This window comes from Chitinimonas viridis, assembly GCF_030409555.1.
Lineage (GTDB): Bacteria > Pseudomonadota > Gammaproteobacteria > Burkholderiales > Chitinimonadaceae > Chitinimonas > Chitinimonas viridis.
This window is the reverse complement of sequence record NZ_JAUFPU010000018.1, coordinates 1,097,257-1,123,735: the sequence shown is the minus strand read 5'-3', so window position 1 is coordinate 1,123,735 and position 26,479 is coordinate 1,097,257. Positions and strand designations below refer to the sequence as shown.

The following is a 26,479-nucleotide window of genomic DNA, read 5'->3' as shown; positions in this document are numbered from 1 at the left end:
TCTAGCGCCTCCTTTGCGCCGGGTTCTTCTCGGATCGGGATTTGCAGGGCACGCACAGCTGACAGCCCGGCTCAGCCAGCCGGCGTGCTTCAGGGATGGCCTCTCCGCAATGGCCGCATACCAGGGCGGACTCGGTGGGCCTGGGCCGCCGTATCCCCGCCAGCGTGGCGGCTACGGCGGCATCCCTGGTTTCCTGTTCCAGTTCACTGGCACGATCAAACAGACGGCTCATTCGTGCCCCTGTGCCAGGTCAATCAACTTGTCCCGCTGGACGGCCTGGCGCTGGCACCAGGCACCGTAATCCTGGGCATGCTGTAGGACATCGGCGAGGCTGGCACCGGAGTCGAGAAGGTCATCCCCGAGTAACCAGGAATCAGCGGCGAGGGCATCGGTTCCCGCTGGCGCAGCTCGGCCGGTAGCGGTGGTCGTGTCGTCGGTAGGCAATCCAAACCCCCGGTTCCAGTCGCGCAGGAAGCCGCGAGTAAGGACAACGCGAGGCAAGGCAACAGGTACAGCGCCCGGTGTGGGCTGGTAGACGGTCGTAACATGGGGAATCCTTCGCTTGAGTTGCTGCTGTAAGGTTGCGATCTGGACGCGCTGGTCTATCACCGCCTGGGCCAACTTGCCCCCCAGCTCGGTCTCTGCCTGGTAGCGCACCAGGGCACGGCGGCTGGCTTCTGTGCTTGCCACCGCATGGTCACGCTGCAGGCCTGCCAGCGCGGCTTCGCCCTGGTTACTGGCATAGCGATAGCCCAGCACACCGCCGCCAAGCAGGCCGGACACGGCGGCAATCGCCACCCCGACTGCCAGCCAGGTCAGCACCTGGCGTCGATACATGAGCAGAGGCAAGGCCATATCAATGCCCCCAGCGACGTTGCCGCAAGGTCTGCAGCACGATGGTCACAGCGGCGGCCTGGCTGGGTTGGCGGGCAACGGCGATACGCTTGTTGCCGACATAGGCCGCCGCCTTGGTGCCGTCCTTGAAGTGCTGCAGGACAAGCACAAAGGCAGGTGCTTTATGGTTGCGCTCGTCACGCAACTGAAAACGCTGGGTGGTTCTCATGGTTGGCACACTCCAGGGCCGAACCCTGCCGCGATAAAGCGGGGTTCGTAGGTGAGCAGGATCAGGCGGGGGTAGTGGGTGTTTTCGCGGAAGGCGGCGGCACTGCGGCCGGCATTGACCTGGTCGAGTTGGCCGAAGTTGACTAAGGGGTTAAGCCCCCTTGCCACGGCCAGCTTCTCGTCCCGGTAGACCCAGCCTAGGCCGCCGTTATATCCACGCATGGCCTTAGCCATCTTCTGGCAGCTATCCGCGCCCTTTACGCGGTGCCATAGCCAGCGGTCATAGCTCACCAGGGCGCGGATATCCCATGCAGGGGCGGTGACTCCCCAGCCGTCTCTGGGCGCTAACATCGGGTCTATGCTCGGCATCCACTTGGCGGTGGCCGGCATAAACTGGCCTACGCCTCGGGCACCCACCGGGCTGACCGCGCCAGGCAGGCAGCGGCTTTCCTGGAATGCCTGGGCCGCCATCGATGCCGAGGGCGCATTGATGCCCCACACCGCCCGCGCCTCACGGATGAACAGGCCCTGGTATTGCTGGCACTTGCCGGGTAGGTTGGCGGCAAAGGCCATGCTAGCCAGCACGATCAGGACAATGACGCCAAACCGAGCCAAGAACCGGAAGGGAGCAAGCAGCAAGCGCATGGCTATGCTCCCAGGCCTACGGCGATCATGGCGCAGGCCATGATGATGGCCCGCCGCAGCATGGCTAGGCCGAACACCAGTTCATAGCCCGACACCACTGGGTGGTCGGCACACCCATCCAGGCCGCAGGTCGTGTGCCACTTCTCCGCGACCAGGTAACCATCAGGACGGCCATAGGGAAAGGCCAGCACGTCCAGGATGTAGGCCACCGTACCGGCAACCATCACCAGGCTGACCTTGTGCAGCGCGGTCAGGAATGGCGTGGGGTGGTCAGTGATGCCCATTTGCCGGGTGAACAGCCACATGGCAGTAATCGCCATAATCGTGACGATGACCCAAGCCAGGCGCAGCTTGCGATAGTGCTTCATGGTGTTGCCTCCGTGCGTGGTTGGAAATGCGCAGGCATGGCACGGCACGAAAAGCGAGGCGAGTGGTAGCGGCCGCCCGATTCCTTGGCGCAGGCGTACAGGCCGACCAGGGCATGAATGACCTGGCCGGACTTATCTGCAGGGAAAAGGGCGTGCGCGCACTTCGCGCAGCCTTGGGGATGGGGTGTTTGTGTCGTAGCCATGGACGTCAGTTTGTCCATGTACGCGCAAGGGGCCGGGATGGCCGACGCCAGTAGTAGGCAAAAAAATCCCCGCACTAGGCGGGGTAAGAGGGGGGTAATTACTTGTCTGGGATTTGCTTCAATAGCTTCTTAGCATCTACCCAGGCTACCTCGCTCTGATGAGGCATAAGCTTGCTGCAGTAAACGTATTCGTTGCTGTAATCGCCACCATTGACCTTGGGGCTACGGCTCATCGCGATTACACGGTACCAAGTACACGCTTTTTCGGGCGTCTTCTGTATATAGTCCGGCGAACCAGCATTTCCCCATCCAGTGGCATAGCTGTATGCCAGGTTTCGCTGTGCCTGGTAGTCGCCCTTCATTGCCTTACCAAGTAGCTCACTCTCGGTTGCAGCATGTGCTGCTACTACGGCAAGTGCTGCCGTCAGACCAACAAGCATTTTTCTCATCCCAACCTCCAAAGACATCAATCGAACAGAGCCAGCTGCGACTCTTGATTGGTCGCTGCTGCCGAAGCCGAAATATCCGTCTTTTTGAGGATTCGGTAAATCCACCGATCATCCAGGCGATACTTTAGTGCCAGTGCGATCACAGTATCGTTTCCCGACATAGTGCCGATCAGCGTGTCATAGTCGGCCCGCAGTCGGCGGTCACGCAATTCCAGCAACGCTCGTTCGCACTTGGGTATCTTCAGCAGCTCGCCGCCGAAGTATTCGGTAATCTTGTTCGCCGCCTCAACGCCCACGACTTCAGCAAGGAACTCATATCGCGCTTCGCCCAGTCGGCTAAGGTTCTTGCTGACAGGCCAAGTGATGCCCCCCATCCGCTTTACCAGCTCAATGGTGAGGGGGAAGCCGATCAGCCGTATCAGCGTCTGGATGACTTCAGGCAGCAGGTGCTCCAGACCTTGCAGTTCGTTCACGGCATCGGCGGGAAGATCAAAGGCATTCATCTCACTTTCCTTTCATGCTTCACGGCATCTCGATACAGCGCAGCAATCACGCCCTGCAGTTGCCTGGTATCCAGCCAATCGCATTTTTCTACCTGGTACATGCGCATAGCAATGCCATGGGCGTATGCCCAAGGCCTGCCAGCTTCTGCGAGCTGGGCCTCGATCTTCGATATCAACGCATCACGACCAGCAGGTGGATTCGGCCGCTTGCCCTTCCGCGCCGCCGTTCTCGGTGCGAACCCAAGGCGCTGCAGCTCAGCCAGCACCTTGTCTTGCCCGGCCCGGTCGAGCTTGCTGGCACTATCAACCTGTGCAACACGCTGCAGCATGCTGCGGTAGCTGGAGTCATCCATGCCAAGCTGGTTCTTGGCGATATGTATCTTGGCGAGAGCAGCGTTTCTGGCGGTCATTGTCTTTACTCCAACGTGCTGGCTAGTTCGCTCAGCAGTTCAACCTTGGCTAAGTCCACCAGGCCATCACCTACTGCGGCACGCAGTTGGCCGAGTGCTATCTCGGCAGCAGCAATCCGGTCTGCAACCTGGGCAGCACTGCCGGCGCCATCGAAGAAGTGCCCCGGCAGGACAGCCACCAGGCCGCCGAACTGGACTACGCTGCCGAGGACGGTTGCGGCGACACCGTGCTGTACCAGCGCGGCCTCGTAGATCAGTTGCTCGGCGGACTTGGTCTCCATGGCTACCTCAGCGAGCGTCGGTCAGGGCTGGCGCGTCGGCCGACATGCCACCGACACCATGGTTAAGCTGCACATGGCGGCCAGCAGCGGCACCGGCATCCAGATCACGCCATTCGTGGTCACGCTTTGGGCCACCAGCATTCCGGTCACGGGTCTTGAGGTCGGATAGCTTGCGGTAGTGCAGCGCAAGGAAGGCGGACACGGCTTCAGCCTGATGCGCATTACCTACGGCAAAGTCACCGACGACACGGCGCACCGAACGCACCCAGGCATCGCAGAACAGATCACCACGGCGTATGCGTGTCGCCAGCTTGCAGCGCTTGAGGTGCTTCGCGGCGTACTCGGCGCGGGCCTTTTTTGCCTGGCGTAGCAGTACCGCGAAGGCATAGCCGGCAACTTCAGGCGCCGCACCACAGCCGATGAACTTCCACGATCCGCCAGTCCACCCCGATGTGAACAACAAAGTGCAACCGAAAGCGCGAGCCACTACATCGGCCAGGAACGACTCCCAGTCAGCCGGTACGGACTTGGCGCCGGCCTTGGCGCTTGCTTCGCTCACTTCCGATGCCAGTACGTCCTGCTCGCCCACGTTGTATTCGGCCATTAGCTTCTGTGCTTGTCGCATAGCTGCAGCGGCCTCATGCTCGTTTCCGCTTTTTGCGAGCGCGAGGCACTTCTTAATCTTGCCTAAGACCTTGCTCGTTTCCATCTCGACTCCTTGTCGGTTAATCCACTTCCCATAGCCGGCCGGTTTAACCAGTCGGCTATGGGCAGGGGACTACTGCTCTGGCCCAGGCGGTACAGGTGACCAGTGCGTTACACCGGTAGCCGGTACCCCATCCACGTACATCCAGTCGGCGCCATCGTGGTATCCCATCCAGACAGGCTCGGGAGCCAATGGCGAGAAGACCAGCACCGAGATACCGGCATCGGGCATGCTCCGTTGTGTGTTATTCCAGGGCAGCATGGTTTGCTCCTTGTCAGTTGGGGCTGGCATTGGCGGCCATGCGAGCATGGATGCCATCCACCAGGTCTGCGCCACGCAGCAGACAAGCTGCTGTCGAGCGCGCCGTTTCAGCCGTAAACGCGGCGGTTCGCACCACTTCGCCGCTATCGGCCACCTGCTGAAGCACGACGGCAAACTCGCCGTCGCGCCGTGCTACTGCCACACGTAGCGTGGCGTTCTCGTTCAGCGACATGGTCAATCTCCGGTAAGTAGATGGCTGTCGCGTCGCTCGGGCATGCGTACATCGCCGGGCTGTACCAGCTTCAGCTCCAGATTCGGTGGCCCCTGTACGGCGTACACGTAGCTACGCCCCTGGTAGTCCTCTTTGCACTGCACGGCCTCGCTCAGCAGCTTCAGCACCTGAGTGCCTTTATCCGCATCCAGCAACAGGCTGACGTAGCCCACGCTCAGGCAACACAATGGCTTGCTCTTGGCGCGGCTTGCCTTCGGGGCGGCCATTACGCCTCCGCCAGTTCATCGCGCTTCACCTCGTAGCCGAAGGCGTTCTCGGTTTTGAGGGCCGCCCCCACGTTGGCAAGGGTTTCCTGGTTGAGGTTGCGCATGGCTTCCTTGTCCAGTTCTTCCTTGATGCGGATACAACCAAGCAGGCCGAGCGACTTGAGCAGCTGCAAGGTGTCGCCCGCGTTCTTGACCACGACCTTGGTCGAGAGCCGAAAGCCGACATTGCCGAAGGACAGCACCTTGGTCTTGGTGGTGAGGAACTCCTGCCGGTTGGCCTGGCAGTAGTCCTTCATGGCGGCCTCAAGGCTGGCTCGGCGTTGCAGCAGCGGTTCTGCCTCTTCCTTGGCGGCCTCCTTCAGCTTGTCCACGGCTTCATCGTGGGCGGCCTGCAGCATCCCCAGTTGGCGGTCGATTTCGGCGATGTCGCGTAGCGCGCCGTCTACCTCGTCCCAACTAGAAAACTGTGTCCCTGCGATACGTTTACGTGCCATTGCTTCTTCCTTTTGCGATCACGCCCAGGATGGTCTGGACATGCTGTTTTCCAATTTGCCGCTGCTCGGTGGTGAGCTTGCGGTTGCTGCTACGGCTGCCGGTGTCGTTCCAGCGGGCCGCCGTTGAGGATTGGGCTGTGCTGGGGTCGGGCGGCGCCCTGGCCGCGCGGGCCGCTTCTTCGCGCTGGTATTCCGCCCAGACGTTCTGCTTGGCCTCGGCCATGGACAGTCCCAGACTGGTGGCGAGTGCCTGGGCGCGGGCACGCAGATCGGCGGCGACCTTGGGGTCGAGTACGGTGGTCATGCGTGCTCCCGCCAGATCACATCCACCCCGAATACCCGCAGCATGAATCCCTGGTCATGGCCGACCAGGCAGCGGGTCAGCCGCCTGCCGCCATCGGAATGAGCATCCAGCAAGGCGGCGTTGGGGGCTTCCACCAGGACGGTCGAGTTGCGCCCGTTCAGTTGCTCGTTGAGCTGGCGCTTGACCACCCGGATGCCCAGGGCGCGCAGCTGACGCTCGGCCTCGTTCAGTTGGGCCAGCCTGGAAACAGCCAGCGGGTTCAGCACCTGCGGCTGGCTATCGGCTACGGCCGTCAGGGCCGTACCGGCATAGGGGCGCAGCAATCGGGAAACGACAGGCAGACTGGTCATGCTTGTTCCTCCTGGGGGCGATGGGCGCAGCCCTGGCAGGCACGCCAGTGGCGAACCTCACGCGAGCTGTTGATGGGGCATGGCCGGCTGGCGTACTGCCTGCAGGACGAGCTGGTGAGCGATTGCGCCAGGTGGGGGCAATCCACCGTGTCGAACCGCTCCAGGACACGGGTGGCGAAAGCATCCGTGCCACCGGCATAGCAACCGTTGAGAATCTGCGAAGTGCCGGTATGGTTGGCGTAGCCCAGCAAGGCAGCGGTACCGCGTACCCCGTGGGTGTCGGCGGCCTGCCGCAACAGCAGGAACCAGCGTTCACTGGCATAGGTGGGGGCGGCGACGGCCGTCATGCGGTCGCCCTCCGCCATACCACCTCGCCGAGGTTGGGGTCGTAAACCTCGCCCACGGTCGGGCGCCACACTGGCGCCTGGCGGCCGGTGTCGCGGATCAGCATCCAGCGAGCGCCACTTGCACCCTTGCGCATGGGTTGCAGATAGCCTGCAGCAGTAAGTGCGCGCAGGTACTCGGGCAGGCTGCGGCCCTGGTTCGCCTTGCTGGCCAGCGTCGAGAGCAAGTCCACCATGCTGAATTTCACCTGCTTGCGTATCAGCCACCACGCCTTGGCGCGCATGCCACTGGTCTTGCGGCCGGGATTGCGCCGCCGCACTGTCAGCGCCTTGCCCTCCGCGATGAATTGCCGGCCCTGCTGGGTCAACCTCCAGCCACCCTGGGTGGACTCGGCAAAGCCCCGGCGCTGCAACGTGCCCAGGCTGTTCTCCAGCTGCGCCCGCGCACACCTGAGCGCTGCCGCCAGCGTAGCCACGTCAGTCGGCTCCAGACCCGCCAAGGTGGTCAGGACAAGCTGCGCACTCATGGCCGCGCCCCACGCTTGATGTTGCGCTGCCAGTCTTCGCACAAGCGCATGCCCGCGATATCAGCCGCAGCCACCTCAGTCTTGCCGTTACGCTTCGCCAGTTGCTCAATGGCGGCGAGGGCATTCAAGGCCAGGCGCATACGGCCATCGCACTGGGCATGCACCTCGGCGACCACTTCCGGGGCGATGCGCACCTCGGCCAGGTCGCGGCAGATCAGGGTGCAATCGTCTTGCGTGATGGGTTGGAACTCGACCACCGCACCGATACGGCTGGCGATCTGCATGTGGCGGGCCAGCTTGGTCTTGATGTCTTCCATGCCGATCAGGACGACCGGCATCTCGGCAAGGTCGCTGATGTCGCGGATGTGTTCCAGGCAGGCCGCGCCATTTGCCAGGGCGTTCTGCACTTCATCAATCACGATGGGTGTCTGCTGCCGTGCGAACTCGCGGATGATCTTGGCGAACAGATCGCGGCTGCGCTGGTTGGTATCGATACCCAGGACGTCTGCCAGGTCGAGTTCCAGCTTATGGGGCGACCAGTTGACCGGTGCCCGCAGGAAGATGGCATTCGCCTCGGATGCCCATTGATCGACTGTGCTGGTCTTGCCCCGACCGGCAGGCCCGGTCACCAGCAGCATGCTGGCTTCCATCGCGCCGCGTGCCTCAATCTGGGTAATGCCGGCCCGGAATCGCTTGTAGTTGCTGACCTTGACGAACTGATGACGCATTGGGGTTTCCTCTCGCTGGTAATGGGGTTAGCCGGCTGCGCTGACGCTGCCGTAGATGTCTTGGTGTTCGCTGGTGGTGCGATACCAAGCCAGCCAGGTGCGGTCTTCAGCGCTGACGTGGTCGGGGTTGGCAATGAGCCAGTCGAACTTTTCGTAATCGGCGCTGAAGATCGGCCGGCGTGCGGTGGCCGGCGTGGGCAGGCTGATGACGTTGTCGGGTACCAGCTCGCCCTCCAGGGCGGGGACATCCCAGATGGAGTTGCTGGGCGCCGCGATGGCAGTAGGCTGGTGGCCGGAGTAGGTGCGGGCCAGCTCGGCATCCGCCTTGTCGATGATTTCCTGACCGCGCTGAATCATCCGCTCGGCCCGATCACCGGCCAGGCGCTCGACGAAGGGAATCGGGAAGGCGGCGCGGGTGTTGCCGTTCCACGCGGCGGTGCAGATGAACCGACCTTCAAGGTCGCGGATCACGACCGAATTGGCATCGTGGATGTCGTAGCCGACACGCACCTGGCTGCCGTTGTTGAGCTGTGCCAAATCGTCCGCGAAGTAGCGGTTGTGCCAAAGCCTGACCCAGCCACGATCTACCGCGCGCAGCACGTAAGGGCGGAACAGGTCGCGCAGCTGCTCGTCGTCCGGCTGTTCGATGGACTCGGCGACGATATGGGCGGCGTAGTAGGCGGCCGGGGTGTAGCGCTTGCCAGTGGCGGGGTTACGCGGTAACTCGCTGTGCTGGTGCTCGTTGTTGTACCAAGCGATCACCTGCTCCAGCCCATCCAGCAATTGATTCCAGGTCGGCAACTGTGGAGGTGTCTCGCCACGCTTGAGCGCCGACTCGATGGCCCGGCTGGTCTTGCGCAGGGTTTCCTTGTCCATCTTGCCGCCACGGAAGGTGGGGAACTGCTCGGCCAGACGTAGCAGGATGGTCTTGTGGGCACGCTCAATCAGGCCACGGCCCTGCGGATTCCCAGGGATACCGGTTTCATGGTGGATATTGAGCCGGGGCAGACAGCCTAGGGTGGGATCATCCAATGACTTGGCAACCTGGCCTGCTCCGTTGTCCGAGTAGTAGATCAGGCACTTGCCATGCAGCTGCACACCGTAGCGGATGGCGTCGCTTACTGCGATTTGGTTCTCGGACAGCGCCAGGCTCCAGCCCACCACCATGCGCGATGCGCCATCCAGTACCAGCGTGACCTCGGGTACAAAGGGCTTGCCGTGGTCGGGGTGGGCGATCTGGGCCTTGAGGCCATGGCCATCCCCCACCCAGACATCGTTCGGGCGTAGCACCGACCAGTCGCGGCGGACGTAGGGGAGCAAGGCTTTCAGCTCGGCACCGGTATGGCGGCCGCGTGCCAGCAGGTCGGCGGGCAATTTATCCAGGAAGCGACGGACGGCATGGATGCTCGGGACAACCCGCTCGACATCTGCATCGGACTGCGACCACTCAGCCGCGAACCGCGCATAGGCATCCACCACCGTGGGCTTGTGCGGCTGGCGGTAGTGCATCAGGAAGGTCTTGGCCCAGTCAGGCAGCGCCATGTCGGGCTGGACTTTCTTGGGTGCCAGGTCATTGACCTTGCCCAAGGCCAGCCAGCGCATCAGGGTGCGATGGCTAGGCAGATCGCTGCCGGACTTGCGACCGCGTGCGGTCTTGGCTGCCCGGAGCTGGGTCAGCAGCAGGGGTTCAATCTCACCGGCAGCAGCCTGGGTAAGCAGTGTCGTCAGTGCGGCTTCTTGCGAGCAGCCCGCACCTGCCTGTATGCGCTTGAGTGCCAGCAGCACGCCCTTGCGGGCATCGGCGACCAAGCGCTCGGCATCGTTCAAGCCAGGCAGGCATTGCTGGACACCGACAACACCACGCTGCACGCGCACTTCGCCCGTATGGGCAACGATGGGGGCTTTGACGATGCTGGCAGCGGCACGCTGCTTGATCTGTGCCTGTATGTCGGTGGGCAGGCTGGCGATGGCGTATTCCACACCGCCCCCCCGGCCGGAGCGGGCGCGGTGCGCCCACCCATCACGCTTAGCTGCGCGAAAAATTCCGCTAACCGATTCAGGCACGCCTACTAGCCTCATCGCGGCTAGCTCAGCGGCACCATAGTGAGTCTTGAGGATCACCATCATGCCTCCCCGAAATCCAGTTCGGGTTCTGCCAGCTTCGACACATTTGCACGATGGAAACTCAGGCCGCGCAAGGCATCGTCCATGGCGCTGGTGGTTTCATCCAGGGCGGCGCGGCCTGCGTAGAACTCAATGACTAGGTGAATGGCTTGGGCAGTGCCGCTCTGCAGTGCGGCAATATCCGACTCGGTGGCGCGTTTGCCGACCGGCATTTCCACCACCATCCGGCCTGCGGCAAGTGCAAGGTAGTCGCTGACGAAATGGCAGCCGCACAGATGCTCGAACTGCCTGATCTTGGAAGCGGGCATGGCACCTTCCGAAATCCAGCGGTAATAGGTGGGCAGCGAGGTATCCATCAGTTCGGCCATCTGCTTGGGGGGCCGGCGCAGGACTTCAAGGGCGTAGTCCCCGGCCAGCTCGAAGGAATGCACTAGGCTGGTCGCCCGCTCCTTCTTCCAGTTGCGCTTTCTCATTTGCATGGTTGTTCCTCCGATAAACGCCAGCGATGCACTTTTGAGCTGTGTTGCTTAATCTGGCGTTGTCAAAACCAAGCCAAAGCAACCTAAAAGTGCAAACCATTACTTCATGCAGTAACTACAGTTGCCAAATAAGGCTTAGAATTGCGCCGGGCGTAGCGCGTCGGCCAGATGGCTTCTGGTCGTTCGCCCAAAGCTTTCGCAATGATTTGTTCAGCTTTCGGCCACGGCATCCTCAAAGCATTAGCAAGGGTGGTCGGGCTATAGCCGTTCTCTATGGAGAGGCCGCGAAGGGACACTTGGCGCTTCTTTAGCGCTGCTACGACGTCCGCTGGATGCCAGTCTTGGACGTCATTTTTTGGCACTTGCATTGCTTTCATGGCGTAGCCTCGTTTGGTTACATTGTGAAAGCATTGTGCATGCACATTGTTTCTGTTGCAAGCGAATATGCTTCGCAATAGATAAGCAAAACTTTCCATGTATGGATTGTTCGGTTTGCATTGTCGAATGCATAACGAAATCAATACGTTACTTTTTGTTGTGCGATGAATGGGGTTTGTTGCATGGAAGCAAAGCTTTACGATCCAAACCTTTGCGAGAACTTTGCTGATCGCGTTGAGTTCATCGTTGCCCGTGCCGGAGGCCCGGCCGAGTTTGCTAGGCGGCTTGGAATAAGCGCCCCAGCTCTGATGAGATGGCGAAAGGGGGAGGCAGAGCCAACACTATCCAACCTTGTTAAGTTGGCTGAGGCCAGCGGGGTGCATGTCGAGTGGTTGGCTACAGGGCAAGGGCCAATACTGCCCAGCGAACATGCATCAACTGCAGAGGTTGGCGCACACGCCAAAGCGCTAGGGCATGAACCAGATACCCCCGAGCGGAGCGGGCCGCCTCTCCTGGTACACAGCCAACCTGAAAAGCTGGATAGCAAGGCAATGTGGGGCTGCATACAGGCTGTTGCTATGCTCCAGCAGGGCCTAGGCCTCCAGCCATCAGAGGTGGCCGACTTCGCCATGCGCATGTACGGCATTGCAATGGCAAGTGATATGGAAGGCTACGAAGCTGTGCAGTATGCAGTTCAGCAGATACGCGAAGGCATCAAGTACCGGACTAAGCAATAACAGCAAGAAAGGAGACTCAGTGAGGACGACCAGAGAGCAGTGGTCGGCGCGTCCGCCGCCCGACTAAGCAAATACGTAGTAAGAAAGGACTAGAAAATGGCGGAATTTAGACGACATTTGATACAAAAAATCACCAAAAGAACCATAAGAATCAAACAAATAGACGCAATGGAAAGCGAAATGACGTTTGACGATAAGCGCTGGACGATGGAGACCGAGGTCACCCGAATGCGGGATGACTTGGCCGCCAAGAGTTCAGATATCGAACCCAAGGCCGCAGGAGGAAACTCGGCCCCAGGTATCAACCACCAGTGGACGGTTAACACCATCCACAATGTAAACAACTACACCGGCCAGAATGAGCCGGCTAACTCGGAGAGGGAAGAAGTGCAACAAGACAGCAATAAGCCCGTCAATGGGAGTCATCGTAATGCGTTCGGCAAAACTGACCGCCGGAAGATTGGTGCTGAAATTGCAGCCAAGGCTGCCGCCCATAGCGAGCGATTCCAGGGCATCTTGTTGTACGTGTTCCAAGTCGAGACCGCGCTAGCGCTGACCGACGAGGAACTTGTGAAGCTTCACCAGTTGATGGCTGATTGGTGAGCACAGTGCGCGCGATCTATGCCATTTCGTGCGCAAAACACGCGCAAACCTGCGCAAATCCGAGCATTGCGCTCGGCGAGGCGGATCAGCTCGAAACCCTTGATCTAACAGACAATTACACCCGGAAGGGTGTGGGAGGAACGAGTGCTAATTCGAGCACCACCCCACACTCTTCCCTGATTTAATCCACTCCCTCCGCCCTCGCTCGGCGAGGGAACCTCGCTAGCGCTCGTCATCACCATTAACTAGCTACACTATCTCCAGCCCTTACGTTCACAACAGGCGCGGAGAGCCTGTTCAAAGCGCCGACCGGTTGACGACGTTGGCTGCAACGGTTAAACCATGGCAACCCCCAAGGGAAACCATCATGAAACTTCGCTTCACCAAGATGCAGGGCCTGGGTAACGATTTCGTCGTGCTTGATGGCGTCAGCCAGGCCCTGGCACTGAGCCCCATACAACTGCGCCAGTTGGGCGACCGCCACTTCGGCGTGGGCTGCGACCAGATACTGCTGGTGGAGAATCCCCACCATCCCGATGCCGATTTCCGCTACCGCATCTTCAACGGCGCCGACGGTGGCGAAGTGGAGCAATGCGGCAATGGAGCCCGCTGCTTTGTCCGCTTCGTGCATGATCGCGGCCTTACCGGCAAGCGCACCATCCGGGTGGAGACGGCGCGCGGCCTGATCACCCCCAGGCTGGAGGATAACGGCCTGGTGACCGTGGACATGGGCGCACCGCGCTTCAGTCCGGCCGAGATCCCTTTTATTGCCGAGCATGAGGCAGTCAGCCACAGCATCAAGGTGGCGGCACGTATGGTGGAGATCAGCGCGGTGTCCATGGGCAATCCGCACGCGGTACAGGTCGTGGAGAACGTCGACAACGCCCCGGTGGCGCTGGAGGGGCCCATCATCGAGCACCATCCGCTGTTCCCCGAGCGGGTCAACGCCGGTTTCATGCAGATTGCCAGCCGTAGTGAGATACGCCTGCGGGTGTACGAGCGAGGTGCCGGCGAGACACTGGCCTGCGGCACCGGCGCCTGTGCCGCCGTGGTAAGCGGCATACGGCGTGGCTTGCTTGACCCTACCGTGCAGGTACACACCCGGGGTGGCGAGCTGAGCATCAGTTGGGCAGGCGAGGGCCAGCCTGTACTGATGACCGGGCCTGCCGTCACGGTGTTCGAGGGTGAGATCGAACTTTGAGCCCCTGTTATGCACTTACGTTGTTGAAAACCTGCACCCATTCAAAACCATGACGGGCACCCGCAAGGGCAGGGGTCTGGATTCAATCAGTAGCGAGCCCGCTGCTGCAGGCTGCGCAGACATGCCGCAGCAGGGCTGCCCAGTCCTTTACCGCCCCGCCACAACCTGAGTTCAGCCGCAGGCACTAAGCCGGTGCTTGCGATACGACGACTTTCGCCCTAATACTTGCAAGCGCCAAGGCCCTGAATCCTTCCTTACCCGAGACCCGACATGACGATCCAATCCACCGACGTAGCAACCTGGCTGCAGGCCCATCCCCAGTTCTTTGAGGAATACGCCGACCTGGTGGCGGAGATCTTCATTCCCCACCCCCATGGTGGTCGCGCCATCCCCATCGCCGAGCGGCAGATACTGACCCTGCGTGAGCGGAACAAGCTGATGGAAAGCAAGCTGGGTGAGCTGCTGCAGTTTGGCGAAGAGAACGACCAGATAGGCGACAAGGTGCATAGGCTCACCGTGGCGCTGCTGCAATCGCGCGATTTGGCGGGTGTGCTGGGCACGCTCAACTACCATCTGCAGGAGAACTTCCGCGTGCCCCACCTGGCCGTACGCCTGTGGGGCGGCGAGGTGGACGAGACCCTGAGCGAGTTCTCACCCACCAGCGACGATATCAAGACCCTGGCGCAAAGCCTGAATACCCCCTATTGCGGCCCCTATGTCACCGATGAAGTCATGGCCTGGCTGGGTGAATCGGCACCGCACCTGAAATCGTTCGCACAGGTGGCCCTGAAGAACGACGGCGTTCCCTTTGGCATCCTGGTACTGGCCAGCGAAGACCCGCAGCGCTTCTACCCTGAAATGGGCACGCTCTACCTGGCCCGCATCGGCGAGCTGTCGGCCGCTGCGCTGAGCCGCTGCCTGGATTAAGCCCATGCCGCTCCGGCCACCCTGTAGCCAGCCCGACGGGGCCAGCCGATGACGCCGCTGGAGCGCCTGGACCGCTACCTGACCGGCGAGCAAGGCAAGTCACCCGCCACCCGGGCTGCCTACCTGGCAGATGCCCGGCTGCTGCTTTCGCTGGCCGGCGACACGGCCATGGAAAACCTGACCCCGCGTGAAATCCGCGGCTTTGTCAGGCGGATGAAATCGCAGGGCCACGATCATCGCAGCATCGCCCGCCGCCTATCGGCCTGGCGTGGCTGGTTCAAGCTGCTGGTGCGTGAAGCGGGCTTTGCCACCAACCCGGTCGAAGGCATCAAGGCGCCCCGAGCGGCCCGCAAGCTGCCCCGCCCCATAGGCGTGGACGAAGCCCAGGGCTTTCTGGAGAACCTGGACGAGGACGACCCACTGGCCCGGCGCGACCGCGCCATGTATGAACTGGCCTACTCGGCCGGCTTGCGGGTATCCGAGCTGGTCGGTGCCGGGTTGGCGGATTTTCGCGACGAAGGGCGGACGCTGCAGGTACTGGGCAAGGGCGGCAAATCACGCCAGGTACCGGTAGGCGATTACGCCCGCCAGGCCTTGGACAACTGGCTGATGGATCGCGCCAGCCTGGTGCAGCCTGGCGAAACCGCCCTGTTTCTCAACCAGCGTGGCCGCCGCATGAGCACCCGGGCCGTGCAGCTGCGGCTGGCGGAATGGTCCACCAAGTTGGGTCTGGCCGACCGCCTCCACCCCCACCGCCTACGCCACGCCTGCGCCAGCCACTTCCTGCAAGGCAGCCAGGATTTGCGCGCCACTCAGGAACTGCTGGGCCACAGCAGTATCGCCACCACCCAGGTCTACACCCGGCTGGATTTCCAGCATCTGGCCAGCGTCTACGACGCCGCCCATCCCCGCGCCCACACCAGCGACGACGAAGCCGATAACTAGGCTGCGCAAACTGCCGCAAGGCCCTCGCTTACTCCTCTTCCTGGAAGGCTTCCTCGCGCTTTTTGCGTATGGCCGGCAACAGCACCACGGCCATGGCTGCGGCCGCCAATAGCAACATCACCAGGCTGCCTGGGCGCTGCAGGAATACCAGCGGGTCGCCGCGCGACAACAACAGGGCACGGCGTAGGTATTCCTCCATCAAGGGCCCCAGGATAAAGGCCATCAGCATGGGCGCCGGTTCGCACTCCAGCTTGGAGAACACATAGCCGGCCACCCCAAAGCCCGCCATCAGCCAGACATCGTATTCGGCATTGTTCACACTGAATACCCCGATGGCGCAGAACACCAGTATCACAGGGAAGAGCAGGTGATAGGGCACCGAGATCATCTTCACCCACAGGCCTATCAGCGGCAGGTTGAGGATGATCAGGAAGAAATTGCCCACCCACATGGACGCGATCAAGCCCCAGAACAATTGCGGCTGTTCGGTCATCACTGCCGGCCCGGGGCTGATGCCCTGGATGATCATGGCGCCTATCATCAAGGCCATGACCGGGCTGGAAGGAATGCCCAAGGTCAGCATGGGGATGAAGGAGGTCTGCGCACCGGCATTATTGGCCGACTCCGGCCCCGCCACCCCCTCGATGGCGCCCTGGCCAAATTCCTCGGGATGCTTGGACAGCTTCTTTTCCAGTGAATAGGCAGAGAACGACGCCAGCACGGCCCCGTTGCCGGGCAGGATGCCCAGCAGTGAACCGAGGCCGGTGCCCCGCAAGATAGGCCAGAGCATGCGCTTGAAATCCGCCTTGCTGGGCCACAGCCCGGAGACATGCTTGATCATGGCCTCGCGCGTGGATTCGTGCTCCAGATTGCGGATGATCTCGCCCAGGCCGAACATGCCCATGGCCAGCACCACGAAACCTATGCCATCGGCCAGGCGTGCCTCGCCAAAGGTAAAGCGCTGCTCGCCCGAGTTGACGTCGGTGCCCAGGGTACCCAGCAGCAGCCCCAGCAAGATCATGCCAAAGGCCTTGAGCAATGAGCCATGCGCCAGCACGATGGACGCCACCAGCCCCAGCAGCATCAGCGAGGCGTACTCGGCAGGGCCGAACTTGAGTGCCAGCTCGGCCAGCGGTGGAGCGGCCACCGCAATCAGCACGGTTGCCACCGTACCTGCCGCGAACGAGCCTATTGCCGCCGTGGCGAGTGCCACCCCGGCGCGGCCCTTGCGCGCCATCTGGTGGCCATCCAGCGCCGTCACCACCGATGAAGCTTCGCCCGGCAGATTCACCAGGATGGCGGTAGTGGAACCACCGTACTGGGCGCCATAGTAGATACCGGCCAGCATGATCAGCGACGATTCCGGCGGCAGGGTAAAGGTCATCGGCAGCAGCATGGCGATGGTGGCGATGGGGCCCAGCCCCGGCAGCACACCGATCAGCGTGCCCAGAAAAACACCACCCAGGCAGTACAACAGGTTCTGCACCGTCAGCGCAGACTGGAATCCCAGTCCCAGATTACTCAACAGCTCCATAGCGGCCTCTCAGGCTAGGGTAACGATGCAACACGGGCAGTTCAGAAGCCGAACCAGGGCCCCAGTAACTGCATGGGCAGGCCCAAGCCCTTGATGAAGATCAGCCAACTGAACACACACATGCCCAAGGCCAGCGGCACGGTGGCCTTGAAGCTGAAGCGCTCGCTGGCATAGGCGCTGACCGTCACCAGCAGCACGATGGCCGGCACCAGCCCGGCATCGCGTATCAGGATGCCGAAGCAGGCTATCGGCAGCACCACCAGCAACAAGGGCCTCCAGGCCAGCCGGCCTATGGGCGTGCCGTCGGTCCTGAAGGAGCGCACCAGGCAGATCAGGCCCACCAGCAGCAAGCCGCCCGCCAGCACGCTGGGGTAATAGCCGGGCCCCATGCGCAGCAGGGTACCCATCTCGTAGTCGCGGGCCAGCACCAAGGCGGCACTGCCTATGGCGGTGAACAGCAGCCCGCTGAAGAAATCCTTGGTATTGCGTATCGTCGATGCCACGCAGTGCTCCTCATGCCGTTACAGCGTAGCAAGGGCGGCCAACCCAGCCGCCCTGCCCATCAACACAGTCTGCAGAATCCAGGCTGTCAGTCAGCGTACACGCCGGCCTTCTTGATGACCGGGCCCCATTTGTCGATTTCGGCCTTGAGGTGGCTGCGCAATGCCTCCGGCGTCATGCGGTTCTGCGCTGCCGGGTCGGTGCCCAGGTCATCCAGCCTTTGCTTGATGGTGGCATCGCGGCCGGCTATCTGTAGAGCTTGCACCAGTTTGTCGACGATGGGCTTGGGGGTGCCCTTGGGTGCGTACAGGCCGTGCCATACCACCACCTCAAAGCCGGGCAGGCCGCTGCTGTCCAGCGTGGGCAGATTCGGCAGGGATTCCACCTTGGTCTTGGTGGTGACGCCATAGGCCTTGATCTTGCCGCCCTTGATCTGTCCGGTGGTGTTGGTGGTCTGGTCACACATGAAATCCACCTGGCCGCCCAGCAGGTCGTTCATGGCCGGGCCGGTACCCTTGTAAGGCACCGTGGTCAGGTCGGTCTGCAAGGCGCTCATGAACAACAGGCCACACAGGTGCGATGCCGAGCCGAGGCCGGCATTGGCATAGGTCACCTTGTCCTTGTTGGCCTTCACATAGGCCAGCAGCTCCTTGAGATCCTTGGCTGGGAAATCCTTGCGGGCCACGAAGGTCATGGGCACGTCGGCTACCAGACCGATGGGCTCGAAGTCGGTTACCGCGTCATAGCTGAGCTTGCGATACAGCGCGGGGGCGGTGGATTGGCCAATATGGTGCAGAAAGATGGTGTAGCCATCGGGTGCCGAACGCGCCACGCGGGCAGCCCCCAGCGTGCCGCCTGCACCACCCACGTTTTCCACGATCACCTGCTGCTTCAGGGTATTGCTCATGGACTGGGCGAACAGTCGGCCCACGGTATCGGTAGGGCCGCCTGCGGCGAACGGAATCACCATGGTGATGGTCTTTTCCGGGTAGGCCGCCTGGGCAATCCCGATGGCAGCCAGCGCGGCGGCGGCCCAGAGTTTGGCGTAGCGTGAGGTCATGTGTTGTCTCCTGTTTTATCTGACGGGTGTTGCAACAGGCTGGCAGGCCATGGGCAGGCTACCAGCCTAAGGGAATGGCACCATCCGGGACATGCCTGCCCCCGGACACAGCGCCGGGTACCCGGGCGCGCAGCTGGCGGACTAGGGGTTGGCCGCCACCTCGCGGGCAATCTTGTAGGTGCCCAGCACCAGATCACGCCCGATGACATCCATGAATTGCGTATGTACCGGCAGCATGCGCTTGCGCAGCACTTCACGGTCGGCGGTGGGCAACAAATAGATCTCGGTGGTCTTGGCAGCGCGGATGGCCTCCAGCGCCTTGCGGTTCTCCTGATCGGCCAGTTGCCGCTCAAACACCGTGGTCTCGCGCATGGCTTCGCCCAGTTGCTGCCGAATTTCTCCCGGCAAGCCATCCCAGAAGCGCTTGTTCACCACCACCGCATAGCCCAGATAGCCATGCTGCGACAGCGTCAGGTGGGTCTGCACCTCGTACATGCGCTGGCTGTAGAAGTTCGACTCCGGGTTTTCGGTGCCATCCACCACGCCCTGCTGCAGCGCGCTATGCACCTCGGAGAATGCCATTACCTGCGGTTGGGCGCCCAGCGCTCGCATCTGCGCCTCCAGCACCTTGGATGATTGCACCCGCATCTTCACGCCCTTGAAGTCATCGGGCTTGCGCAGGGGCTTGTTGGCCGAGAAATGCTTGAAACCGTTATCCCAGTAGGCCAGGCCGACCATGCCACGGGGCTCCAGCTGCTTGAACAGGCGCTGGCCTATTTCGCCATCCATCACGCGATACAGCACCTTGTCACTGGGGAAGATATACGGCAGGTCGAACAGCTCAAACTGGCGCAGGCCCAGAGGGCCGAACTTGGACAAGGACGGCGCCAGCATCTGTACCGCATTGATCTGCAGCGCCTCCAGCTCTTCCCTGTCCTTGTACAGCTGGCTATTGGGATAGACCTGCACCTTGACCTTGCCGGCGGTCAGCTTCTCGGCCAGTTCCTTGAACTTTTCGGCAGCCCGGCCTTTGGGTGTATCTGGCGCCACCACATGGCTGAACTTGATCAGGATAGGGCCATCGGCATGGGCTAAACCGGTAGCGGCCAAAAGTGCGGCGAGCAACAGGGGTGCCAAGCGCATGGTATGTCTCCGGATAGTTTCAGATAATCTAGATGAAATTGACGTCCCTGCGTCAGCTCAATTGCCGATTATCAGGGAAAGCCCCAAGCGGCAGCGCCGTAGCATCACCATAAGGTTAGTACTTGGCGGAGACGCCACCTGCACTCCCTGGCGACCAGGAAAAGCCCACAACGCACTGGCGTCCCCTGCGGCCCGGCTCGTGCTGAGCCTCTCCCCTCCCAGGTGTTACAGGCCGCCTCGCCCCCCGGCCCGCTTGGCAACCTACCCTTGCTGCAAGACCCAATAAGGCCAACCCCTGCTGAACAGGAAAATGAAACGCCAATCCCATCTGCCCCGGCCGGATCGCTGGCTCTGGGCCATGCCCAACCTGGCGCTGATCTGCTTCCTTGCAGTCGGCGTGGCCTTGCTGCTGTTTATCCGCCATAACGAGCGTGAACGCCAGCACGATGAGCTGATCGAAGACGTACTGTGGCAGGAGCAAGCCCTGCGCAGCGAACTGGTGGGCCGGCAGAATCAGTTGGAGACCCTGGCGCACGACTACGTCCGGGGCGATCTCAGCGAGGGCTCCTTCTACGGCCGCGCCAGCACCATCATGGCCGCCAACAGCGAGATCCTGGCCATCGCCCTCACCAACGAGTACGGCGACGCCATCTGGAGCTACCCCGCTCAGGCCATGGAACCGCTGCAGCTGCACCCGGCCGCCATCGAGCCCTTGCAGCGCTCAGCCCGTATCGGCCTGGCCGCCAGCACCCCGCCATTCGACTATCCCGGTGCGGGCCAGGCCATCGCCCTGGCCGTGCCGGCCGTGCAGGGCAACAGCACGCTGGGCTCGTTTGTCGCCGTGGTGTCGCTCAAGGGACTGCTGCGCACCTATGTGCCGTGGTGGATCGCCAAGCGCTACCAGATCGGCTTTGTCGATATCGAGGGCCAGACCTTGGCAGCCCGGCCAGAGCAGGCGGTGCCCGATGCCGGCCCGCTGTCCTACGACATCGCCTTCGACCCGCCCGGCTATGGCCTGCGCCTGCGCGCCAAGGTGTTCCAGACTGGCTGGCCGTTCTGGCAGCACGCGCTCTACTGGGTGCTGGCGGGCTTATCGGCCCTGATGCTGTGGTCGCTATGGGTACTCAAGCGCCATATGCGGGAACGCCTCAGCGCCGAGCGGGCCATGCTGCGCGAAATGAACATGCGCCAGGCGCTGGAGGACTCACTGGTATCCGGGGTCTTTGCCACTGACCGAGAGGGCAGGACCCTGCATGTGAACCGGGCCTTCTGCCGCATGGTGGGCTTCGATGCTGAGCAGTTGCTGGGTGGTATCCCGCCGTTTCCCTACTGGCCGGCCGAGGCCCGCAGCCAGTGCGAGCAGGTGTTTGCCGCCATCCTGCGGGGCGAGTGCCCGGTCAACGGCTTCTCGCTGCGCTATCAACGGCAGAGTGGCGAACGCTTTGATGTGCGGCTGTACTCCAGCCCGCTGATCGATGGCGACGGTCGCCATACCGGCTGGGTTGCCTCCATGACCGACGTCACCGAGCTGAAGCGCGAACGCGAAGCACTCAAGGCCTCGCACGAGCGCTTCGTGGCCGTGCTCAATGGCCTGGATGCCGCCGTGGCTGTGACCGATCGACGCAATGGCGAGCTGCTGCTGTCCAACCGTGCCTTCCGCGAGGCCTTCCGCCTCAATCGGCCCGATGGCCCGCTGTGCGCACTGCCCCTGCGCCATGCCGAACCGGACGACGAATGGTACGACCCCATCCTGGGCCGCTGGTACCAGCACCATAGGCGCGAAACCCTGTGGGTGGATCAATCCAATGTGTGGCTCGATATCGCCACCGATGTCACAGAACGCAAGCAGGCTGCCGACCGCGAGCGGCAACAGACCGAGCGGCTGCAGCAGACCGCCCGCCTGATCGCCATGGGCGAGATCGCCTCCAGCCTGGCGCACGAGCTGAACCAGCCGCTGGCTGCCATCTCCAGCTACAGCACCGCCTGCCGCAACCTGGTCAGCAGTGGCCAGATCAGCCCGACCGAACTCGACGGTGCGCTGGAAAAAATCGCCGAGCAGTCACGGCGGGCCGGCGCCATCATCCGTGGCATACGCGAGTTTGTGCAAAAGCGTGAACCCAAGCGCTCGGCCTGCGCGGTGGGAGACCTGCTCGACACCGTGCTGTCGCTGCTGGCCGCCCCGCTCAACCGCTACTACGTCCGGCTGGTGGAGCTGCGGCAGGCTGATGACACCGAGCTGTATGCCGACAAGGTCATGCTGGAGCAGGTGCTGTTCAATCTCTGCAAGAATGGCATCGAGGCCATGGTCGACAGCCCGCAGGAAAGCCGTGAGCTGACGGTGGAGACCCACCGCCGCGGTGAATGGCTGGACCTGATCGTGGCGGACCGTGGCCCCGGCATACCGGCTGAAGAGGTAGAGAAGCTGTTCCGCCCCTTCTACACCACCAAGGCCGAGGGCATGGGCATGGGTCTCAATATCTGCCGCACCATCGTCGAACACCACCAGGGCCGTCTGGTAGTCGAGGCCCGCCCCGATGGCGGTAGCCGCTTCATCGTCAGCCTGCCCATTACCGAACGCCGTCCCGAACCCAGCGCCGCCAACGCCTCGCTAGTGCATCGTCTATAAAGCCTACAACCCCAGCAGAGAGTCCATCATGCCGTCAGATCCCCGCATTGCCCTGGTCGATGACGACGCCGCTATCCGCGACGCCCTCAAATGGCTGTTCGCCTCACGCGGCCACCAGCTTGCCTCCTTTGAATCCGCCGCCGCCTTGCTGGCCGACCGCGATCCCAGCCGCTTCGCCTGCCTGGTGCTGGATCTGCGCATGCCCGGCATGGGCGGGATGGAGCTGTTCCAGACCCTGTCCGGCAAGGGCTATACCCCGCCCACCGTCTTCCTGACCGGCCATGGCGACGTGCCCCAAGCCGTGGCAGCACTCAAGCAGGGGGCCGTGGATTTCCTGGAGAAGCCGTTTGACGACAATGCCCTGGTCAGCCTGGTGGAAAACTGCCTGCAGCTGGATACCGAACGCCGCGCTGCCTGGGACAGCCGCCGCCAGATAGAACGCCGGCTGGCCGAACTGACCCCGCGCGAGAAGGAGGTCATGGCCCTGTTCCTCGATGGCAAGCTCAACAAGCAGATAGCCGACGAGCTCGACATCAGCATGAAGACCGTGGAAGTCCACCGTGCCCGCGTGCTGGAGAAGATGGGGGTGAAGTCGGCCGTGGAGCTGGCCAATCTCTTGAAAGAGTTAGGCTAAGTAACGAATTACGGATACACGCGTGCTCGGCTTATGCAACATGCTTAGCACGCTATTCATTTGGCCATACGATGTTGCTAAGCAACATATGGTTGTTAGTATGGAAATGGGATCCATCCCCTAGGAAGATTCTTTTACGAAGCCTTTTATAACCCATCGAATTGCAAGAACTATGAGTTCCAATAGCAGCCAGTTAGCAATAGGTATCGCTAGCAGCATCAGCCATATTCTCTCCCATAGAATGACATCACTCTTTACTAGGACATCATATTCCCAGTTCTTACACCACGGCTTCACCTCATTATCTAACGCTACTTCGCATCCATCCTCGGCTGCAGGCGCGGACTCGGCAGCCGGTATGCTAGCTGACAAGAAGAATATACCTTTTGTCTTCGTTGAAATCTGATAAGTCGCAATAGTTGATATCACAACCACCCATGAAATAGTCAGCACCACAAGTAGCCTACGCCAGCCATTCAGTCGCATTCTGATACCACCACCCTAGTTTTTCCTCACGTTCAGTATGGCCCAAGTTCAATCAGAACAACGCAAAAACGCCGCAGGATAAGCTGCGGCGTTTTTGTATTGCGCATCAGGAAGTGGCCTCCCTATACGTCTAACCAGCTCACGCTAGTTTGCCGTGGCAGTGCTTGTACTTCTGGCCCGAACCGCAAGGGCAGGGGTCGTTGCGACCTATCTTGTCGAAACCGCGTACCGACGGTGCCGCCGCCTTGGGCTCGGCATTGGCGCTGGCCAAGGCTTCGTCGTAGTCGGCATGGTGGTATTGCATCTCCGGCTCTTCATGCTGCTCCAGCGCTTCCACATCGGCCTGCGAGCGTATCTGCACGGTCATCACCAGCAGCACCACTTCGCGGCGTATGCGCATCAGCAAGCCTTCGAACAGCTCGAACGATTCGCGCTTGTATTCCTGCTTGGGGTTCTTCTGGCCATAGCTGCGCAGGTGTATGCCCTGGCGCAGGTGATCCAGCGAGGACAGATGCTCGCGCCATTGCTGGTCCAGTATCTGCAGCATCAAGGCCCGCTCGAAGTGACGCAGCACTTCTACGCCCACCGTCTCGGCCTTGTGCTTGTAGGTGGCATGCGCCGCTTCGACCACGCGCTGGCGCACCGCTTCGATTTCCAGCGAGGTCTCGTCCTTCAGCCACTGCACCACCGGCACATCCAGCTGGAACTCGGCCAGCGCTTTCTCCAGGCCTGCCGCGTCCCACTGCTCTTCCATGCTGCCTGGCGGCATGTACTGGTCCACCAGCTCACCGATCACGCCCTCGCGCAGATTGGTGATGGTGTCGGAAATATCAGTCGATTCCAGCAGCTCGTTACGCTGGGCGTAAATGGCCTTGCGCTGCTCATTGGCGACATCATCGTATTCCAGCAATTGCTTGCGGATATCGAAGTTGCGGCCTTCCACCTTGCGCTGGGCATTCTCGATGGCGCGCGACAGCAGGCCCGACTCGATGGCCTCGCCCTCGGGCAGGTTCAGGCGCTGCATCAGCGAGCCGATACGGTCGGCAGCAAAGATGCGCAGCAGGGGGTCTTCCATGCTCAGGTAGAAGCGGCTGGAGCCTGGGTCACCCTGGCGGCCGGCACGACCGCGCAACTGGTTGTCGATACGGCGGCTTTCGTGGCGCTCGGTACCGATGATATGCAAGCCACCAGCGGCAAGCACCTGGTTGTGCAGCTGCTGCCACTCGGCCCGCAGCTTCTCCACCGCCTGGTGTTTGTCGGCCTCGCTCAGGGCCTCGTCCACTTCAATGGCGCGGATACGCGGCTCGATATTGCCGCCCAGCACGATATCAGTACCCCGGCCGGCCATATTGGTCGCGATGGTGATGACACCAGGGCTACCCGCCTGCACGATGATCTCGGCTTCACGCGCATGCTGCTTGGCGTTCAGCACATTGTGGGCGTAACCGGCATCGGTAAGCTGCTTGGACAGCAGCTCGGAGTTTTCGATGGAGGTAGTACCCACCAGCACCGGCTGACCCCTGTCCTGGCAATCCTTGATATCGAGCAGGATGGCGTTGAACTTCTCCTGCGCGGTGCGGAACACCTGGTCGTTCATATCGCGCCGAACCATCGGACGGTTGGTCGGGATGATGACGGTTTCCAGGCCGTAGATCTGCTGGAATTCGTAGGCTTCGGTATCAGCCGTACCGGTCATGCCGGACAGCTTGGCATACATGCGGAAATAGTTCTGGAAGGTGATCGAAGCAAGGGTCTGATTTTCCTTGTTGATCTCCACGCCTTCCTTGGCTTCCACCGCCTGGTGCAGACCTTCGCTCCAGCGGCGACCTGACATCAGGCGGCCGGTGAATTCGTCCACGATCACCACTTCGCCATTCTGCACCACGTAATGCTGATCCTTGTGATACAGCGCGTGGGCCCGCAGGGCGGCGTACAGATGGTGCATCAGGCCGATGTTGGAAGTGGCGTACAGGCTATCGCCCGGCACCAGCAGGCCTTCGGCAGCCAGCAATTGCTCGGCCTTCTCGTGGCCGGCTTCGGACAACAGTACCTGGTGGGCCTTCTCATCCACCCAGAAATCGCCTTCGCCGTCCTCGGTCTCCTGGCGGACCAACTTGGGGGCCACCAGGTTGATGCGGCTGTAGATCTCGATGCTGTCTTCGGCCGGACCCGAGATGATCAGAGGGGTACGGGCTTCATCGATCAGGATGGAGTCCACTTCGTCGACCACGGCGAAGTTCAGGCCGCGCTGTACCCGCTCATTGGTGGCGAACACCATATTGTCGCGCAGGTAGTCGAAACCGTACTCGTTGTTGGTGCCGTAAGTGATGTCGGCGGCGTAGGCCGCCTGCTTCTTGTCGTGCTCTAGCTGGCTGAGGTTGATACCCACCGTCAGGCCCAGGAAGTTGTACAGCTTGGACATGGTCTTGGCATCGCGTTCGGCCAGATAGTCGTTCACTGTCACCACATGCACACCCTTGCCGGTCAGGGCATTGAGGTAGGTGGGCAGGGTGCCGACCAGGGTCTTGCCCTCGCCAGTACGCATTTCTGCGATGCGGCCATCGTTCAGCACCATGCCGCCTATCAGCTGCACGTCGAAGTGGCGCATATTCATTACCCGCTTCGAGGCTTCGCGGCATACCGCAAAGGCTTCGGGCAGGATGGCATCAAGGGTCTCGCCCTTGGCCAGACGCTCCTTGAACTCGGGCGTCTTGGCCTGCAGCTCGGCATCCGACAGCGCCTGCATCTGGCTTTCGAGTGCGTTGATCTGGCGCACTTTGACGCCGTACTGCTTGAGTAGCCGGTCGTTGCGGCTACCGAATACTTTCTTCAGGAGAGAAGCAATCATCGTGTTTCCAGGCGGCCTGTCGGTCAGGCTTGTTCAAAGTCATCGCGCAGGTGCGCAAAAACACGGCGGACCGGGAGTAAACCGATCCGCCGTGCAGTTCATGTTCCAGCGAAGCTGCCG

General features: G+C 61.7%; 34 protein-coding genes. 7 read left to right on the top strand and 27 right to left on the bottom strand.

What is annotated here, in order from left to right; all coding sequences use genetic code 11:
• Position 1 precedes the first annotated feature (1 nt).
• The 22 genes from QWZ03_RS18170 to QWZ03_RS18065 all read right to left on the bottom strand — a co-directional run bounded on the left by QWZ03_RS18170 (position 2) and on the right by QWZ03_RS18065 (position 11,212).
• Positions 2-232, bottom strand: coding sequence for a TraR/DksA C4-type zinc finger protein (locus tag QWZ03_RS18170; protein WP_290334025.1), 231 nt, complete (start codon positions 230-232; stop codon positions 2-4).
• Entirely contained in the window at positions 229-837 is a 609-nt protein-coding gene (locus QWZ03_RS18165) for a hypothetical protein (protein WP_290334024.1), read from the bottom strand. Before QWZ03_RS18165 ends, QWZ03_RS18170 begins: the two co-directional genes overlap by 4 nt.
• 19 nt (positions 838-856) lie before the next feature.
• Positions 857-1,063, bottom strand: coding sequence for a hypothetical protein (locus tag QWZ03_RS18160; RefSeq protein ID WP_290334023.1), 207 nt, complete (start codon positions 1,061-1,063; stop codon positions 857-859).
• Positions 1,060-1,707 (bottom strand): transglycosylase SLT domain-containing protein, encoded by a 648-nt coding sequence (locus QWZ03_RS18155; RefSeq protein WP_290334022.1) that lies wholly within the window; start codon positions 1,705-1,707, stop codon positions 1,060-1,062. The genes QWZ03_RS18160 and QWZ03_RS18155 overlap by 4 nt, the downstream gene beginning before the upstream one ends.
• Positions 1,708-1,709: 2 nt before the next feature.
• Positions 1,710-2,075, bottom strand: a complete 366-nt coding sequence (locus QWZ03_RS18150) for a putative holin (protein ID WP_290334021.1) — start codon at positions 2,073-2,075, stop codon at positions 1,710-1,712.
• A gap of 301 nt (positions 2,076-2,376) precedes the next feature.
• Positions 2,377-2,727, bottom strand: a complete 351-nt coding sequence (locus tag QWZ03_RS18145) for a hypothetical protein (protein WP_290334020.1) — start codon at positions 2,725-2,727, stop codon at positions 2,377-2,379.
• A gap of 17 nt (positions 2,728-2,744) precedes the next feature.
• The gene (locus QWZ03_RS18140; RefSeq protein ID WP_290334019.1) at positions 2,745-3,230 is read right to left on the bottom strand and encodes a Mor transcription activator family protein; all 486 of its coding nucleotides are present in this window, start codon (positions 3,228-3,230) and stop codon (positions 2,745-2,747) included.
• On the bottom strand, positions 3,227-3,640 hold the full coding sequence (locus QWZ03_RS18135) for a gp16 family protein (protein WP_290334018.1): 414 nt from the start codon (positions 3,638-3,640) through the stop codon (positions 3,227-3,229). Before QWZ03_RS18135 ends, QWZ03_RS18140 begins: the two co-directional genes overlap by 4 nt.
• A gap of 5 nt (positions 3,641-3,645) precedes the next feature.
• The gene (locus tag QWZ03_RS18130) at positions 3,646-3,921 is read right to left on the bottom strand and encodes a hypothetical protein (RefSeq protein ID WP_290334017.1); all 276 of its coding nucleotides are present in this window, start codon (positions 3,919-3,921) and stop codon (positions 3,646-3,648) included.
• A gap of 7 nt (positions 3,922-3,928) precedes the next feature.
• Positions 3,929-4,630, bottom strand: coding sequence for a DUF2786 domain-containing protein (locus QWZ03_RS18125; protein WP_290334016.1), 702 nt, complete (start codon positions 4,628-4,630; stop codon positions 3,929-3,931).
• A gap of 69 nt (positions 4,631-4,699) precedes the next feature.
• Entirely contained in the window at positions 4,700-4,888 is a 189-nt protein-coding gene (locus tag QWZ03_RS18120) for a DUF551 domain-containing protein (protein WP_290334015.1), read from the bottom strand.
• A gap of 13 nt (positions 4,889-4,901) precedes the next feature.
• On the bottom strand, positions 4,902-5,120 hold the full coding sequence (locus tag QWZ03_RS18115; protein WP_290334014.1) for a hypothetical protein: 219 nt from the start codon (positions 5,118-5,120) through the stop codon (positions 4,902-4,904).
• A 2-nt stretch (positions 5,121-5,122) separates the two neighbouring features.
• Positions 5,123-5,386, bottom strand: a complete 264-nt coding sequence (locus QWZ03_RS18110) for a hypothetical protein (protein WP_290334013.1) — start codon at positions 5,384-5,386, stop codon at positions 5,123-5,125.
• Entirely contained in the window at positions 5,386-5,880 is a 495-nt protein-coding gene (locus QWZ03_RS18105) for a host-nuclease inhibitor Gam family protein (RefSeq protein ID WP_290334012.1), read from the bottom strand. The genes QWZ03_RS18110 and QWZ03_RS18105 overlap by 1 nt, the downstream gene beginning before the upstream one ends.
• Positions 5,870-6,184, bottom strand: a complete 315-nt coding sequence (locus QWZ03_RS18100; RefSeq protein WP_290334011.1) for a hypothetical protein — start codon at positions 6,182-6,184, stop codon at positions 5,870-5,872. The genes QWZ03_RS18105 and QWZ03_RS18100 overlap by 11 nt, the downstream gene beginning before the upstream one ends.
• Positions 6,181-6,534 (bottom strand): hypothetical protein, encoded by a 354-nt coding sequence (locus QWZ03_RS18095; protein ID WP_290334010.1) that lies wholly within the window; start codon positions 6,532-6,534, stop codon positions 6,181-6,183. Before QWZ03_RS18095 ends, QWZ03_RS18100 begins: the two co-directional genes overlap by 4 nt.
• Positions 6,531-6,881: a hypothetical protein gene (locus QWZ03_RS18090; RefSeq protein ID WP_290334009.1), complete on the bottom strand. Its 351-nt coding sequence runs from the start codon at positions 6,879-6,881 to the stop codon at positions 6,531-6,533. The genes QWZ03_RS18095 and QWZ03_RS18090 overlap by 4 nt, the downstream gene beginning before the upstream one ends.
• Positions 6,878-7,405, bottom strand: coding sequence for a hypothetical protein (locus QWZ03_RS18085; RefSeq protein ID WP_290334008.1), 528 nt, complete (start codon positions 7,403-7,405; stop codon positions 6,878-6,880). Before QWZ03_RS18085 ends, QWZ03_RS18090 begins: the two co-directional genes overlap by 4 nt.
• Entirely contained in the window at positions 7,402-8,133 is a 732-nt protein-coding gene (locus QWZ03_RS18080; RefSeq protein ID WP_290334007.1) for an AAA family ATPase, read from the bottom strand. The genes QWZ03_RS18085 and QWZ03_RS18080 overlap by 4 nt, the downstream gene beginning before the upstream one ends.
• 27 nt (positions 8,134-8,160) lie before the next feature.
• Entirely contained in the window at positions 8,161-10,197 is a 2,037-nt protein-coding gene (locus QWZ03_RS18075) for a Mu transposase C-terminal domain-containing protein (protein WP_290334006.1), read from the bottom strand.
• 59 nt (positions 10,198-10,256) lie between these two features.
• Positions 10,257-10,736, bottom strand: coding sequence for a hypothetical protein (locus tag QWZ03_RS18070; protein ID WP_290334004.1), 480 nt, complete (start codon positions 10,734-10,736; stop codon positions 10,257-10,259).
• Positions 10,737-10,840: 104 nt separating this feature from the next.
• The gene (locus QWZ03_RS18065) at positions 10,841-11,212 is read right to left on the bottom strand and encodes a helix-turn-helix domain-containing protein (protein ID WP_290334003.1); all 372 of its coding nucleotides are present in this window, start codon (positions 11,210-11,212) and stop codon (positions 10,841-10,843) included.
• An 84-nt stretch (positions 11,213-11,296) separates the two neighbouring features.
• Between QWZ03_RS18065 and QWZ03_RS18060 the strand changes: the two genes are divergently transcribed.
• The 5 genes from QWZ03_RS18060 to QWZ03_RS18040 all read left to right on the top strand — a co-directional run bounded on the left by QWZ03_RS18060 (position 11,297) and on the right by QWZ03_RS18040 (position 15,527).
• On the top strand, positions 11,297-11,851 hold the full coding sequence (locus QWZ03_RS18060; protein ID WP_290334002.1) for a helix-turn-helix domain-containing protein: 555 nt from the start codon (positions 11,297-11,299) through the stop codon (positions 11,849-11,851).
• Between the two features lie 180 nt (positions 11,852-12,031).
• Complete coding sequence (locus QWZ03_RS18055; RefSeq protein ID WP_290334001.1) at positions 12,032-12,454, top strand: hypothetical protein; 423 nt, start codon at positions 12,032-12,034, stop codon at positions 12,452-12,454.
• A gap of 367 nt (positions 12,455-12,821) precedes the next feature.
• Positions 12,822-13,655 (top strand): diaminopimelate epimerase, encoded by an 834-nt coding sequence (gene dapF, locus QWZ03_RS18050; protein ID WP_290334000.1) that lies wholly within the window; start codon positions 12,822-12,824, stop codon positions 13,653-13,655.
• Positions 13,656-13,925: 270 nt separating this feature from the next.
• Positions 13,926-14,582, top strand: coding sequence for a DUF484 family protein (locus QWZ03_RS18045; protein ID WP_284195695.1), 657 nt, complete (start codon positions 13,926-13,928; stop codon positions 14,580-14,582).
• Positions 14,583-14,630: 48 nt separating this feature from the next.
• Positions 14,631-15,527, top strand: a complete 897-nt coding sequence (locus tag QWZ03_RS18040; RefSeq protein WP_290333999.1) for a tyrosine recombinase XerC — start codon at positions 14,631-14,633, stop codon at positions 15,525-15,527.
• 28 nt (positions 15,528-15,555) lie between these two features.
• Here QWZ03_RS18040 and QWZ03_RS18035 read toward each other — a convergent pair whose 3' ends face one another.
• The 4 genes from QWZ03_RS18035 to QWZ03_RS18020 form a co-directional block, all read right to left on the bottom strand.
• Positions 15,556-17,061 carry a tripartite tricarboxylate transporter permease gene (locus QWZ03_RS18035; protein WP_290333997.1) on the bottom strand — a complete coding sequence of 502 codons (1,506 nt, stop codon included), beginning with the start codon at positions 17,059-17,061 and terminating at the stop codon, positions 15,556-15,558.
• Positions 17,062-17,102: 41 nt separating this feature from the next.
• On the bottom strand, positions 17,103-17,564 hold the full coding sequence (locus tag QWZ03_RS18030) for a tripartite tricarboxylate transporter TctB family protein (protein ID WP_290333996.1): 462 nt from the start codon (positions 17,562-17,564) through the stop codon (positions 17,103-17,105).
• An 86-nt stretch (positions 17,565-17,650) separates the two neighbouring features.
• On the bottom strand, positions 17,651-18,622 hold the full coding sequence (locus QWZ03_RS18025) for a tripartite tricarboxylate transporter substrate binding protein BugD (protein ID WP_290333995.1): 972 nt from the start codon (positions 18,620-18,622) through the stop codon (positions 17,651-17,653).
• Between the two features lie 141 nt (positions 18,623-18,763).
• Positions 18,764-19,765 (bottom strand): TRAP transporter substrate-binding protein, encoded by a 1,002-nt coding sequence (locus tag QWZ03_RS18020; protein ID WP_290333994.1) that lies wholly within the window; start codon positions 19,763-19,765, stop codon positions 18,764-18,766.
• A gap of 310 nt (positions 19,766-20,075) precedes the next feature.
• Here QWZ03_RS18020 and QWZ03_RS18015 point away from each other — a divergent pair, with 310 nt between their 5' ends.
• Both QWZ03_RS18015 and QWZ03_RS18010 read left to right on the top strand, forming a co-directional pair.
• Positions 20,076-22,391, top strand: a complete 2,316-nt coding sequence (locus QWZ03_RS18015) for a PAS domain-containing sensor histidine kinase (RefSeq protein WP_284195689.1) — start codon at positions 20,076-20,078, stop codon at positions 22,389-22,391.
• 28 nt (positions 22,392-22,419) lie between these two features.
• Positions 22,420-23,025, top strand: coding sequence for a response regulator transcription factor (locus QWZ03_RS18010; RefSeq protein ID WP_290333993.1), 606 nt, complete (start codon positions 22,420-22,422; stop codon positions 23,023-23,025).
• Positions 23,026-23,650: 625 nt separating this feature from the next.
• Here QWZ03_RS18010 and secA read toward each other — a convergent pair.
• A complete protein-coding gene (secA, locus tag QWZ03_RS18005) occupies positions 23,651-26,359 on the bottom strand; it encodes a preprotein translocase subunit SecA (RefSeq protein ID WP_290333991.1) in 2,709 nt (902 codons plus the stop codon).
• Positions 26,360-26,479: the final 120 nt, after the last annotated feature.

Bases quoted from the DNA above. Each gene is read 5' to 3' on its own strand.
- QWZ03_RS18170 (WP_290334025.1), bottom strand. From the start codon at position 232: ATGAGCCGTCTGTTTGATCGTGCCAGTGAACTGGAACAGGAAACCAGG.
- QWZ03_RS18165 (WP_290334024.1), bottom strand. From the start codon at position 837: ATGTATCGACGCCAGGTGCTGACCTGGCTGGCAGTCGGGGTGGCGATT.
- QWZ03_RS18160 (WP_290334023.1), bottom strand. From the start codon at position 1,063: ATGAGAACCACCCAGCGTTTTCAGTTGCGTGACGAGCGCAACCATAAA.
- QWZ03_RS18155 (WP_290334022.1), bottom strand. From the start codon at position 1,707: ATGCGCTTGCTGCTTGCTCCCTTCCGGTTCTTGGCTCGGTTTGGCGTC.
- QWZ03_RS18150 (WP_290334021.1), bottom strand. From the start codon at position 2,075: ATGAAGCACTATCGCAAGCTGCGCCTGGCTTGGGTCATCGTCACGATT.
- QWZ03_RS18145 (WP_290334020.1), bottom strand. From the start codon at position 2,727: ATGAGAAAAATGCTTGTTGGTCTGACGGCAGCACTTGCCGTAGTAGCA.
- QWZ03_RS18140 (WP_290334019.1), bottom strand. From the start codon at position 3,230: ATGAATGCCTTTGATCTTCCCGCCGATGCCGTGAACGAACTGCAAGGT.
- QWZ03_RS18135 (WP_290334018.1), bottom strand. From the start codon at position 3,640: ATGACCGCCAGAAACGCTGCTCTCGCCAAGATACATATCGCCAAGAAC.
- QWZ03_RS18130 (WP_290334017.1), bottom strand. From the start codon at position 3,921: ATGGAGACCAAGTCCGCCGAGCAACTGATCTACGAGGCCGCGCTGGTA.
- QWZ03_RS18125 (WP_290334016.1), bottom strand. From the start codon at position 4,630: ATGGAAACGAGCAAGGTCTTAGGCAAGATTAAGAAGTGCCTCGCGCTC.
- QWZ03_RS18120 (WP_290334015.1), bottom strand. From the start codon at position 4,888: ATGCTGCCCTGGAATAACACACAACGGAGCATGCCCGATGCCGGTATC.
- QWZ03_RS18115 (WP_290334014.1), bottom strand. From the start codon at position 5,120: ATGTCGCTGAACGAGAACGCCACGCTACGTGTGGCAGTAGCACGGCGC.
- QWZ03_RS18110 (WP_290334013.1), bottom strand. From the start codon at position 5,386: ATGGCCGCCCCGAAGGCAAGCCGCGCCAAGAGCAAGCCATTGTGTTGC.
- QWZ03_RS18105 (WP_290334012.1), bottom strand. From the start codon at position 5,880: ATGGCACGTAAACGTATCGCAGGGACACAGTTTTCTAGTTGGGACGAG.
- QWZ03_RS18100 (WP_290334011.1), bottom strand. From the start codon at position 6,184: ATGACCACCGTACTCGACCCCAAGGTCGCCGCCGATCTGCGTGCCCGC.
- QWZ03_RS18095 (WP_290334010.1), bottom strand. From the start codon at position 6,534: ATGACCAGTCTGCCTGTCGTTTCCCGATTGCTGCGCCCCTATGCCGGT.
- QWZ03_RS18090 (WP_290334009.1), bottom strand. From the start codon at position 6,881: ATGACGGCCGTCGCCGCCCCCACCTATGCCAGTGAACGCTGGTTCCTG.
- QWZ03_RS18085 (WP_290334008.1), bottom strand. From the start codon at position 7,405: ATGAGTGCGCAGCTTGTCCTGACCACCTTGGCGGGTCTGGAGCCGACT.
- QWZ03_RS18080 (WP_290334007.1), bottom strand. From the start codon at position 8,133: ATGCGTCATCAGTTCGTCAAGGTCAGCAACTACAAGCGATTCCGGGCC.
- QWZ03_RS18070 (WP_290334004.1), bottom strand. From the start codon at position 10,736: ATGCAAATGAGAAAGCGCAACTGGAAGAAGGAGCGGGCGACCAGCCTA.
- QWZ03_RS18065 (WP_290334003.1), bottom strand. From the start codon at position 11,212: ATGGAAAGTTTTGCTTATCTATTGCGAAGCATATTCGCTTGCAACAGA.
- QWZ03_RS18060 (WP_290334002.1), top strand. From the start codon at position 11,297: ATGGAAGCAAAGCTTTACGATCCAAACCTTTGCGAGAACTTTGCTGAT.
- QWZ03_RS18055 (WP_290334001.1), top strand. From the start codon at position 12,032: ATGACGTTTGACGATAAGCGCTGGACGATGGAGACCGAGGTCACCCGA.
- dapF (WP_290334000.1), top strand. From the start codon at position 12,822: ATGAAACTTCGCTTCACCAAGATGCAGGGCCTGGGTAACGATTTCGTC.
- QWZ03_RS18045 (WP_284195695.1), top strand. From the start codon at position 13,926: ATGACGATCCAATCCACCGACGTAGCAACCTGGCTGCAGGCCCATCCC.
- QWZ03_RS18040 (WP_290333999.1), top strand. From the start codon at position 14,631: ATGACGCCGCTGGAGCGCCTGGACCGCTACCTGACCGGCGAGCAAGGC.
- QWZ03_RS18035 (WP_290333997.1), bottom strand. From the start codon at position 17,061: ATGGAGCTGTTGAGTAATCTGGGACTGGGATTCCAGTCTGCGCTGACG.
- QWZ03_RS18025 (WP_290333995.1), bottom strand. From the start codon at position 18,622: ATGACCTCACGCTACGCCAAACTCTGGGCCGCCGCCGCGCTGGCTGCC.
- QWZ03_RS18020 (WP_290333994.1), bottom strand. From the start codon at position 19,765: ATGCGCTTGGCACCCCTGTTGCTCGCCGCACTTTTGGCCGCTACCGGT.
- QWZ03_RS18015 (WP_284195689.1), top strand. From the start codon at position 20,076: ATGAAACGCCAATCCCATCTGCCCCGGCCGGATCGCTGGCTCTGGGCC.
- QWZ03_RS18010 (WP_290333993.1), top strand. From the start codon at position 22,420: ATGCCGTCAGATCCCCGCATTGCCCTGGTCGATGACGACGCCGCTATC.
- secA (WP_290333991.1), bottom strand. From the start codon at position 26,359: ATGATTGCTTCTCTCCTGAAGAAAGTATTCGGTAGCCGCAACGACCGG.